A 10,553-nucleotide genomic window follows, 5' to 3' on the forward strand; every position below is an offset into this window, starting at 1 on the left:
GTAGGTACGCTCGAAGTCCTTGTTCGCCTTCTCGGCGTGGTCGCGGTCCTCGGCGTTGTAGATCTCCTGCAGGGCCTTCTTCGCGCCGGGCTGAGCCGACTTCGGTAGCGCGTTCATGACATTACGGACCTTGTGAACCCAGCACCTCTGGTGCCTGGCCTGCGGAAACACCTCTGCGAGGGCCCTCCACAGGCCCATCGCGCCGTCGCCGACGACGAGTTCGGGATCGCGCATACCGCGCCGCCGGCAGTCACGCAGAAGATCCGCCCACGACTCGGCCGACTCACGCAGCCCCTCGGCCAGCGCGATGAGTTCCTTGCGGCCGTCCGCGCGCACGCCCATGAGGACCAGGACGCAGGAGTGGGCCTGTCCGAGCCGGACCTTGGGGTGGATGCCGTCGACCCACACGTAGACGTAGTCGCAGTCCGACAGGTCACGGGCATGGAAGGCGGTGTGGTCGTCGGTCCACTGCTTCGTCAGCCGGGTCACCGTCGCCGGCGAAAGGCCGGCCCCGATCCCAGGAACTGTTCCATCGCGGGCACGAAATCTCCAGAGGACAGTCCGTGCAGGTAGAGCAGGGGCAGGACCTCGCTGATCTTCGGCGACTTCCGGCACCAGGGGGCCAGGATCTGCGACGAGAACCGCTTGCGTTCGCCCGTCTCTTCGTCGACGCGCTTGTCGTTCACGCGGGGCGCCGTCACCGGGATCGGCCCGGCGGCCGTCGCAACGGTGCGTTCACGATGGTGGCCGTTGCGGACCACGAGGCGCCGACCGGACTCGTCGCGCTGGTCGGCCAACTCCGCTATGTACTGGTTGACTTCGGCTTCCAGGGCCGCGGCGAGCATCCGCCTCGCTCCCTCGCGGACGATGTCGTCCATCAGGGAGCCGGTCTCGGTGGTTCCATCGTTGCTGACTACGCTGAGCACGGGGCGTGCCTTCCCGACCCGCGCTGCGAACGCGGGTCTACTCGATGACCAGAAGTCGATCACTCGGGAAGGTACGCCCTCCGCGTTCCGCGAGGCACCCCACCCGAGGCCGATCCACAGGTCTTGAGCATTGCTCGGTCTGGACGGCCTATAGGTGGAATGCCCGCCCGGCCCGACCCTGCCCTACCCGTGCGACCTCGAACAAGCTCAGCCAGCGCACGCCCGGAAAGAGAAGATTCAGCCCGATGCCCAAGCGTTGGACCGTTGAGCGGATCTACGGCTGGCTGATGTTCCACCGCCGCCTGGCCCGCGACTACAAGACCCTGCCCGCCCGCTCCGAGGCCATGATCCAGCTCGCCATGACCGACCTGATGGCCCGCCGCCTCACCGGCGAAGCAAAACCATCTCCTGGCGCGACCCGACACCACAGGGTCAATAATCATTCTGCGATGAAATACCAGGAGAAAACGACCTCTTAGTCCGGAATGGGAGCGGGTGTTCGCCCGAGTGGTTCGGCCGGTTCTCCTCGCCGGTGCAGCGGTCGGGAGGCGGGCAAGCATCACCGCGGTTCCACGGTCTGCAAGGTCACGCCATCGGCTTTCCCGGGGTCTCCCCGCCTCCCGAGGACGCCTGCCATAGTGAGCCCATGACCGACGCCTACGAGCGGATGATGCGGGCCAACCAGTCGAACTGGAACGCCCGGACCCCCGTCCACCTCGCCAGCCGGTTCTACGGGATCGACGGGGAGACCGACCCGTCCCGCTGGTTCGCCTCGTGGGAGTGGGACGACCTCGGTGAGCTGGCCGGCCGCGACGTGGTGCACCTGCAGTGCCACCTCGGCACGGAGACGATCGCCTTCGCACAGCGCGGGGCGCGGACCGTCGGCCTCGACTTCTCCGCGGCATCTGTGACAGCGGCGACCAGCATCGCGGCGCGTGCCGGCTTGGATGTGAGGTATGTACAGGCCAATGTGTACGACGCGGTGGACGCCCTCGGCGGACAGCGGTTCGACGTCGTCTACACCGGCAAGGGCGCCCTGTGCTACCTCCCCGACCTGGACCGCTGGGCTGGTGTCGTCGCCGCCCTGCTGCGTCCCGGCGGCCGCTTGTACGTCGTGGAGTTTCACCCGCTCCTGAACTCGCTGGGTCCGAAGCCCGCTCCTGGAGAAGGCCCCGAACTCCTGCTTCGGCACGACTACTTGGATGGCAGCGGCCCCGTACACCGCGACGCGACACACACCTACACCGACGGCCCGGCCGTCGAGGGCGCCACCGACAGCTACGAGTGGCCGCACGGGCTGGGCGAGGTCGTCAATGCCCTGGTCGGAGCGGGTCTGGACATCCGACGGCTGCGCGAGAGCCCTGAACTGCCCTGGCCGCGCTGGCCCCACATGGTTCGTGGCTCATCCGGCTGGTGGCGGCTGCCGGGGCCGGAGATCCCTCTGCTGTACGGACTTCTGGCATCCCGCTGAGCGCACGGCCACGGTGGGGACCTCTACTGTGGCGAGGCTGCCGCGAACCCGGTCCGGACGCCCTCGATGCGGACATCGACCTGTTCGGCTGGAGCTACGGCGGCCTCATCGCGCTGGAAGCCGCGACCGAACGGCGCGGCCTGCGATCGGTCATCGCCTACGAACCCGTCTCCAAGCCGTTCGGCCTCGAGGCCATCGAGCCCTTGCGCGCCGCACTCACCATGGGCGACCTCGATCAGGCCGTCGAGGTTGTCAAACGCACAATGGCCGGCTACTCCGCCGACCACGTGGCCGCCCTGCGCGAGGATCCCGTATGGCCGGTACTGCGGCCTCTCGCGCACCCTGTCGCCGACGAACTCACCGCCCTCAACGCCCACCAGCCGGCCTTCGACCGCTACCGCGGTATCGAGGCACCGGTGACCCTGCTGCTCGGTGAACGCAACGAGAACAAACCGCCCTACGGCACGTCGTTCGCCGTCCTCGCCCAAGCCCTGCCCCAGGCCAGGCTGGTCCGCCTCCCCGCCCAGGGCCACCTCGCCCACACCGAAGCACCGGACCTCCTGGCCAAGCACCTCATCGACGCCATCACCACCCGGCCATAACCCCCGGCCACATCACACAACCGATTCAAGGCGCCGCTGCTCGGGCCGTTGGTGTCGGTGGGCGGGTGAAGTCGTGGTGCGGTGGGCATCGCTGCAGGGTGTGGACGCGGTTCAGCTGGTCCTCGCCGACGTCGACATGTCTCGGTGCCTGTGGAGAGCGACCGTGCATATGGACCAGTTGCGCCTGGAGGGCGCCTGCTCGTTCGATGAGGTTCCGTCACGTTCGAGGACAGGGATGAGGATGTGGTGCCGTGGCGGTGCGCGTCGGGGATCTGGGCGAGCGTGGCATCGAGGACGGTGAGGCGGTCGGCGGCGGTGTTGGCGCAGGCGGAGAGAAGCCGGATCCGACCCGGCGCTGAGGCATGCAGGTTGCGCCTGTACCGTGTTCGAGTTCGCACGCCGACACCTTGGGAAGGCCAAGCGGCCGCGCCGGGAACAGCCGTCCGGCCAGCACTGTTGCCTCGACCGAGGGACCGGCGTCGCACGGGTGGGGACAAGGCCATCCGCCCCGCGGGAACCGGGCCCCAGATGGCGGAACGCCCGCCGCGGACCCGGACCACGACGTATTGTCTGCAGGAGGAATGTTTCATGACCGACCGGCCCTTGACGCTCATGGCAGTGCATGCCCACCCCGACGACGAGGCCACCGGAACCGGAGGAGTCCTCGCACGGTACGCGGCGGAAGGCATCCGCACGGTTCTCGTGACGTGTACCGACGGCGGTTGCGGTGACGGACCGGGAGGCGTCAAGCCAGGCGATCCCGGGCACGATCCGGCGGCCGTCGCCTTGATGCGCCGTCAAGAACTCGAAGTGAGCTGTGACGTCCTGAAGGTCAGCGATCTGGAGATGCTGGACTATGCCGACTCCGGGATGGCGGGCTGGCCGAGCAACGACGCCCCTGGATCCTTCTGGCAGACCCCCGTGGAGGAAGGCGCCGCCCGACTCGCGGAACTCATGCGGCGCTACCGACCCGATGTGGTCGTCACCTACGACGAGAACGGCTTCTACGGCCACCCCGACCACATCCAGGCCCACCGCATCACGATGGCGGCGCTGGAGATGACCGCACTGGCACCGAAGGTGTACTGGACGACGATGCCCCGCTCGATGATGCGGCGCTTCGGGGAGATCATGCGCGAGTTCCATGAGGACATGCCGGAGCCGGACCCCGCCGAGGCCGCCGCGATGGCCGAGATCGGCCTCCCCGACGATGAGATCACCACCTGGGTGGACACCACCGCATTCAGCGGTCAGAAGTTCGACGCGCTGGCCGCGCACGCCAGTCAGGGCGAGAACATCGCCTTTCTCAAGATGGGCAAGGAGAGGTTCGGCGAGTTGATGGGCATGGAGACCTTCGTACGTGTCCAGGACGCCACCGGCGCGGCCCTGCCCGAGAACGATCTCTTCGCCGGACTGCGCTGACCCGACCGTCCGAGCCGCACAGTGCGATCGCGGCCAGGCACTGCGCCTCGACGCGGGCACGTCACCGAGCGCCTGGGGTGACTGCTGAGACAGTCACCCCAGCCTTCCTCGCCTTCACCGCGACCACCACCAGCCTGATCGACTACCGCGGACTCGCTCTGTGACAGCGGCCTCTCATGTCTCCTCCGTACGGGCGTCGTAGGCACCGCGTGCTGCGTGCACGCGGGCTGCGTTTGTCCTGGACCAGTCCGCGATGGCTGTGGTGAGTGCTTCCGCTTCGTGGCCGAGGCTGGTGAGGGCGTACTCGACCCGTGGCGGGATGGTCGGGTAGACGGTGCGGCTGACCAGGCCGTCGCGTTCGAGATTGCGGAGCACCTGCGTGAGGGACTTCTGGGTCACGCCTCCGATATGCCGGCGCAGTTCGGTGAAACGGAGCGGACGGTCGTTCTGGCCGAGCACGCCCAGAACGTAGAGCGACCACTTGTTCGCCAGCACACTCAAGACCGTGCGCGACGGGCAGTCCTCCGAGTAGGTGATCTTCGAGTCGGTATCCATCAGGTACCTGTATATCCAGAAGGTGCCTACTTCACAAACGATACGGCGCCTGGGCAGGCTGGAGAGGCTGTGCCGCGTTGCGCGCGGGCCACCCCTTTGATGCTGATGATGGAGGCGCGATGATTTTGGTAACGGGAGCGACGGGCAAGATCGGCACCGAGGCGGTGCGCCTCCTGGACAGCAAGTGCCTCCCCGTCAGGGCACTGGTGCGGGATGCGGCGCGTGCGCCGCGGGACGGAAGCTGGAGCGGCACTGAGATCGCTGTGGGCGATTTCGACCAGCCGGACACACTCGACGCGGCGATGGCCGGTGTCGACACCCTTCTCTTGATTACCCCGTCGGTCCCCGCCCAGGAGATCGCGGTCATCGACAGTGCCGTCCGCCGGGCGGTGAAGCACATCGTCAAGATCACGAACCACAAGGCGACCGACGACTCTCCCGTCGACCGCCGCCGAGATCATGCCCGCATCGAGGCTCACCTCAAAGCGAGCGGCCTGACCTACACCCTGCTTGCCCCGAACCTGCTCATGCAGAACCTGTTCTTCATGGCTCCGATGATCAAGCAGACACACGGGTTTGTGATGTCTGCCGGCGACGGCCGGTTCGGCATGATTGATTCACGTGACGTGTCCGCAGCCGCGGCGGCCGTCGCAGCCGACCCCGCCGGCCACGAGGGGCGCACCTACTTGCTGACCGGTCCTGAACTCGTCACCTACGCCGACGTTGCCGCCGAGCTGACCCGCGCCCTGGGGGAGGAGATCGAGTACCGCCGACTCACACCCGACCAGCACCGCGAGGCGATGGTCCAAGCTGGGCTTCCCGAGCCGGTCGCGGCCTCCAACGCCCAGGTCTTCGGACTGATCGCTGAAGGAGATGCCGCGTGGCTGTCCAATGACGTCGCCGCCCTCACCGGACACAATCCCTGTAGCCTGCGAACCTTCGTCACGGATCACGTAACCGCATTCAAGTAGATCATCGACGTGTGACATGTGATGCGCTGGGCCAGGCAGGGAGAATTCTGCCGAGCGGATGGTGCCCGAGGTGTTGCAGGCGCTGAATCGGTGGACAGCGCCGGAGAAGACACCGAGTGAAACGACGCCTGACGGCCCGACCACCGGCGCAGGCGGCGCCTGCCTGGGCGGCGGGACCGCCGCGTCCGGGCCGCGCAAGCTGGGGCGTGTCCGCTGAATCGGTCGTCTGGTCAGCGGTCCACCCAGCCCGGTGCCCACACGTCGTCCGGGGTTCGCGGCCCTGAGGTGCGCAGATGGTCGCGTAGCGCGGTCAGCACGGGGTGCTGGTCCCCGGCGCGGGACAGCAGCACGTGCGGGTAGATCGGGGTCGGGTCGTGCAACGGGATGCGCCGCAGGTCGTGGGTCTGGGGCCACAGGTACCGGTCCCCGCTGCCGACGAGGGTGGCCAGCGAAGCGGAGTCGGCCAGCGCGTCCATCAGGGCCTCGTCACCGAAGTTGGGGCCGAGCGCGTCGATGCTCAGACCGAAGGCCTCGGACAGTGCCCGGTAGAACGCCGCCCACTCCGTGCCGGGCCTGATCCCGGGGATCCAGATGCGGTGGCCGGCCAGGTCCGCGGGCCTGACCCAGGGCGCGTCCGCCAGCGGGTGGCCGGGTCCGACCAGGAGCTCCAGGGGTGCGTCCAGAAGTCGTTCGGCGCTGATCCCGGCCGGGACCTGGCCTGCCGGCAGAGCACGGAAGGACGCGTCGACAGTCCCATCGAGCACCGCGCGGGTGGCCTGGGCGGCGTTCTCCTTGCTCAGCGTGACGGCGTCGAGGTTCATCTCGGGGTGGGAGCGGTAGCACCGGTAGACGGCCTGGGCAGGAGCGATGCGCCGGTTGAGGACGTCGACGCGCAAGGGCCGGCTGCCGGGACGCACGGCCTGTTCGGCCTGCTCGACGGTAGCCAGGACCTTCTTGGCGTGCGGGAGGAGGACCTGCCCGTCCAGGCTCATCCGGGAGCCGCGGGAGGTGCGCACCAGGAGCGTGACCTCGAGGTGCTTCTCCAGGGTCGCGATCCGCTTGGAGACCGCCTGCTGGCTGATCCCGAGCTGGTCCGCCGCCGCCTGGAACTGGCCGGTCTCGGCGACCGCCACGAATGTCCGCATCGCTTCAACATCCACACTCCCACCCTAATTTCACAACGGTTGGTTGTCGCTGGCTGGTCGCGAGGTTGTTTGATCGTGGGTTCTTCAGGGTGGTGGGATGAGCGCATGTCTACTCGCACAGCTCAGATCATGTATGTCCAGAAGCCCGAGTTCGCGCGTCACATGGAGCGAGTCGTGGAGGTGACCGACGCGACGTCTCGGCTGAACGTGCTGCCGTTCAGCGATGGCGAAGGCCGTGCCGAACTACTTTCCGTTGTGTTCGGTGGTCCGCTCCCGGAGTCGGTGACGATCTACCCGCCGTTCTTCACCGAGTGCGGGCTGAACACGACGTTCGGGGAGAACGTCTTCGTCAACCAGGGATGCACGTTCATGGACAAGGGCGGGATTCGGATCGGCGACCGTGTCATGATCGCCCCGAAGGTCAATCTCATCACCGGGGGGCACCCTCTGCCCCTCGCCGAGCGCCGCGAGTACCTCTCCCTCGCCCCGATCGTCATCGAAGACGACGTCTGGATCGGTGCGGGAGCAACGATCACGCAGGGAGTGACCATCGGTGTCGGCGCGGTGGTCGCTGCCGGTGCGGTGGTCACTCGTGATGTTCCTGCCCGCACCCTGGTCGCGGGAGTCCCCGCCCAGGCGATCAAGACGATTGACTGAGCCCGGCCCCGGCCGGGCCACCGGCCTGGGGCGAACAGCACGTCAGTACTCTGATCCTGATGCCCCATCACGCCCGGTCGGCCGACCGTCAGTGGGGCCGCTCCGCCGCTGCCGACCAGCAACAGGAGGCGAGGCCGGCCCTGGGCTGATCACCGCTTCGAGGATCTCATGCGCCCGCCTCAACTCCGCCACTTCCGTGCGGAGCTGCTTCAGTTCCCCGTGCTCGGCGGTGGTCAGCCGGTCGTCGCGTGCGCCGGCGTCCGCCTCGGCCGGGCGGACGGCACCCGCGTGTACAGGGGCGGAATAAGCCCTTCTATGGGGATTTTTGGCCAGTTCCGGGCTCACGCCACCACCCCCGTTGGCCGCTACATTCACCCCTTACCGGGCCAGCAACCACCAGGGGGAAGGGCAACAATGCGCTCCAGAATACCAGTTGGCCGCATCGGCAGAACGCTCATGGCCGCCACCGCCTCGGCAGCCTGCGTGCTCACCGCGGCGGGCCTTACGGCCTCACCGGCCGCCGCCGCACCCGCCACGACGGCCGCCGCGGGGGACGCGCCCGAGGCCGGTCAGTCCTGTACCACGGCCGACCTCGGCACGCGCCACCCGTACATCAAGACCTCCGAGGTGTCCCCGACCATCACCCACTTCAAGGGCTGGTACGTCACCGAGGGCACCACCGGCACACATACGGTCAACACCACCACCCAGACCACCATCTCGGTCTCCGTCGGCCTCAACGGCAACGTCGAAGGCAGCTTCGCCATCGAGACCCTCGGCAAAGTCGGCGCGAGCCTGGGCCTGAACGTGCAGGTCACCTACACCTCCACCAGCAGCGTTTCGGACTCCATCACCTGGAACTTCGGCCAGCCCGGCTACTACGGGCTCTACAAGGGCACGAAGAAGGTCACCGGCACCTACGGCAGTCTCAACTGCAACCGCGTCCAACAAGGCGACGGCAGCTACGCGTTGAAGTGGGTCAAGGGCCCCGACACCGGCAGCTACACCACCTACACCACCCTCGAGGAAGGCGCGGTGCGCTGCGAGGACAAGGTCCCCGCAAACAGCATCATGGCCAAGGCACAGACCCTGCTGGACTGCGGCAGCGCCACCGCCAAGCACGCGGCGGGCCCGGTCCCCTCGGCAAAGGCCACCGCGGCCCGGCACGCGGCCGAGAGCGCCGCCAAGGCCACCAAGAGCGCGAAGAGCGCCCCGGCCACCGCGCCCACCATACGGGCCGCTCTCACCTGTGGCACCGACGCCTACAAGATCGCCGTACCCGGCAAGTCCCTGTCCTGGGGCGCGCCGCTCCTGGCGGCTGACAGTGTCCGCCTGCGGCCCTCCACGATCTTCAGCGCCCACCTGGACAACTGGCGGCTGTGCAACGTGACAGAGCACGACGGCGTCCTTGAGGCGTCCCTGTGGAACTGGGGCAACGGCGGGTGCGCTACCGTCGCCGAGCAGAACGCGGCCAACGAAGGGGCGGCCCTGATGACGGCCCCCTGCGCGGAGGACGACCTCCAGCGGTTCTACATCTACCGCGACGTCTCCGGCTCCGGGAAGATCGGCGTCCAGAACAAGTACACCGGCTACATGATCGGCCACGACCGCTACGCCGACGGCGAGTCCTTGCGCCAGTACAGCAGCGGCAGGCAGGACGGCACCGGAACCTACGACTTGGTGAAGGTCTGACCAGCCAACCAGGGCGAGGCGCTGTCCGCCTGCCTGGACGCCCGTGAGCAGCCCGGTGTCTGCGGCCCACGCCGCGGCTGGAGCTCGCCGCGCCGACCGGCACCCGCACGGCCGGCCTGGAGCTGGACGGCCTGGTGGGTGCCCGAGGACGCGGCGGCCCGGAGCCGTCCCTACGAGGAGTGGGCGGTCGTCGGACCGGCCGAAGAACACCAACCCCGACCCGGCCGTGTTCGGCGTGGCCCTTGACCTGCTGGAGGCCGCCGGAGACGCGGCGGCGAAGGAGACCGCGCAGGCGCTGGGCGAGCGGCTGCGCGCGGTGCGCCGGGAGGCGTACGCGCTGGTGGACGAGGTACCGGCGGGCGAGCGGCTGGCGGATCGGCTCGCGGTGAAGACCCGGGCCTACGACGTGCTGCGTGCCGCCACCACCGCGGCGATCGTGGCGGGCGGCGGCCGCGCCTCCGGCCTCGGCAGCGCCGCCCAGCGGCCGGCCCGGGAGGGTCTGTTCCTGGTGGTGCGGGGCCGGACCGCCGATGTCCGCAGCGCGCGTTTGCGGGCCCTGCGCGGCTGAGTCAGCGTCCCTGCTCCAGGCCGGAGGCGTCGAGGATGCCCCGGGTGGCCGTGTCATCCAGGTGCCGGCCCAGCAGCCGCAGGATGTCCGTGCCGTGTGACAACGTGCCCGCTTCGAGGGAGCGCCGGGCACCGGTGTCCAGCTCGTGCAAGAGCAGCGGATCCGCGACCAGGACCCGCAGATCGAGCGTCACCCGGTGGCCGTCGACGTCCCGCAGGAGCAGACGAGTGGCGATCCGGCCGTCCCGCCACACCCCGGCCAGGGCGTCGGTGCGTACCCGGCGGACGCGTACGAGGCCCCGTACCGTGAGCCGGCCACCGCCCGCCGTCACCCGCGGTGGCCGCAGCACGGCGAACACCGCCACCGCGAGCAGGGCCCACAGATCGGCCCGCGCCACGGTGAGCCCGCCCGAGGCCCAGTCGAGTACCGTCGTCATCCCGGCGAACGTCAGCGCGAACCACACCGCCCACCGTGTGTCCGCACGCCGTCGGCGGCCACCGGGCGTCCGGGCGGGCCGGCCCATCAGCTGCTCCATACGGGCACG

At 68.7% G+C, this 10,553-nt stretch carries 10 protein-coding genes and 2 pseudogenes; 8 read left to right on the forward strand and 4 right to left on the reverse strand.

Annotated elements, in window-relative coordinates:
* Positions 1-926, reverse strand: a pseudogene (locus tag AXW62_RS07930) (IS256 family transposase); the annotation flags it as partial.
* A gap of 245 nt (positions 927-1,171) precedes the next feature.
* On the opposite strand from AXW62_RS07930, the pseudogene AXW62_RS07935 reads away from it, so the two are divergent.
* The 4 genes and pseudogenes from AXW62_RS07935 to AXW62_RS07950 form a co-directional block, all read left to right on the forward strand.
* Positions 1,172-1,333, forward strand: a pseudogene (locus tag AXW62_RS07935) (IS5 family transposase); the annotation flags it as partial.
* Positions 1,334-1,572: 239 nt separating this feature from the next.
* Entirely contained in the window at positions 1,573-2,397 is an 825-nt protein-coding gene (locus AXW62_RS07940) for a class I SAM-dependent methyltransferase (protein ID WP_060943875.1), read from the forward strand.
* Complete coding sequence (locus AXW62_RS07945; RefSeq protein WP_214516846.1) at positions 2,340-2,999, forward strand: alpha/beta fold hydrolase; 660 nt, start codon at positions 2,340-2,342, stop codon at positions 2,997-2,999. The genes AXW62_RS07940 and AXW62_RS07945 overlap by 58 nt, the downstream gene beginning before the upstream one ends.
* A gap of 588 nt (positions 3,000-3,587) precedes the next feature.
* Complete coding sequence (locus AXW62_RS07950; RefSeq protein ID WP_060943876.1) at positions 3,588-4,421, forward strand: PIG-L family deacetylase; 834 nt, start codon at positions 3,588-3,590, stop codon at positions 4,419-4,421.
* Positions 4,422-4,595: 174 nt separating this feature from the next.
* Here AXW62_RS07950 and AXW62_RS07955 read toward each other — a convergent pair whose 3' ends face one another.
* Positions 4,596-4,976: a winged helix-turn-helix transcriptional regulator gene (locus AXW62_RS07955; protein ID WP_060943877.1), complete on the reverse strand. Its 381-nt coding sequence runs from the start codon at positions 4,974-4,976 to the stop codon at positions 4,596-4,598.
* A 119-nt stretch (positions 4,977-5,095) separates the two neighbouring features.
* Here AXW62_RS07955 and AXW62_RS07960 point away from each other — a divergent pair, with 119 nt between their 5' ends.
* The gene (locus tag AXW62_RS07960) at positions 5,096-5,947 is read left to right on the forward strand and encodes an SDR family oxidoreductase (RefSeq protein ID WP_060943878.1); all 852 of its coding nucleotides are present in this window, start codon (positions 5,096-5,098) and stop codon (positions 5,945-5,947) included.
* Positions 5,948-6,177: 230 nt separating this feature from the next.
* On the opposite strand, the gene AXW62_RS07965 is transcribed toward AXW62_RS07960, so the two are convergent.
* Complete coding sequence (locus tag AXW62_RS07965) at positions 6,178-7,107, reverse strand: LysR family transcriptional regulator (RefSeq protein ID WP_060943879.1); 930 nt, start codon at positions 7,105-7,107, stop codon at positions 6,178-6,180.
* Between the two features lie 114 nt (positions 7,108-7,221).
* Here AXW62_RS07965 and AXW62_RS07970 point away from each other — a divergent pair, with 114 nt between their 5' ends.
* From AXW62_RS07970 to AXW62_RS40580, 3 genes are all read left to right on the forward strand, one after another.
* Positions 7,222-7,749, forward strand: coding sequence for a DapH/DapD/GlmU-related protein (locus AXW62_RS07970; RefSeq protein WP_060943880.1), 528 nt, complete (start codon positions 7,222-7,224; stop codon positions 7,747-7,749).
* 414 nt (positions 7,750-8,163) lie between these two features.
* Positions 8,164-9,441 (forward strand): RICIN domain-containing protein, encoded by a 1,278-nt coding sequence (locus AXW62_RS07975; protein WP_079115522.1) that lies wholly within the window; start codon positions 8,164-8,166, stop codon positions 9,439-9,441.
* 235 nt (positions 9,442-9,676) lie between these two features.
* Positions 9,677-10,009: a hypothetical protein gene (locus tag AXW62_RS40580; protein ID WP_174556364.1), complete on the forward strand. Its 333-nt coding sequence runs from the start codon at positions 9,677-9,679 to the stop codon at positions 10,007-10,009.
* Between the two features lies 1 nt (position 10,010).
* Here the strand turns inward: AXW62_RS40580 and AXW62_RS07985 are convergent.
* Positions 10,011-10,553, reverse strand: a 543-nt coding sequence (locus AXW62_RS07985) for a hypothetical protein (protein WP_306305045.1), incomplete at its 5' end; no start/stop codon positions are given.

The organism is Streptomyces hygroscopicus subsp. hygroscopicus (assembly GCF_001553455.1).
Classification (GTDB): Bacteria; Actinomycetota; Actinomycetes; order Streptomycetales; family Streptomycetaceae; genus Streptomyces; species Streptomyces hygroscopicus.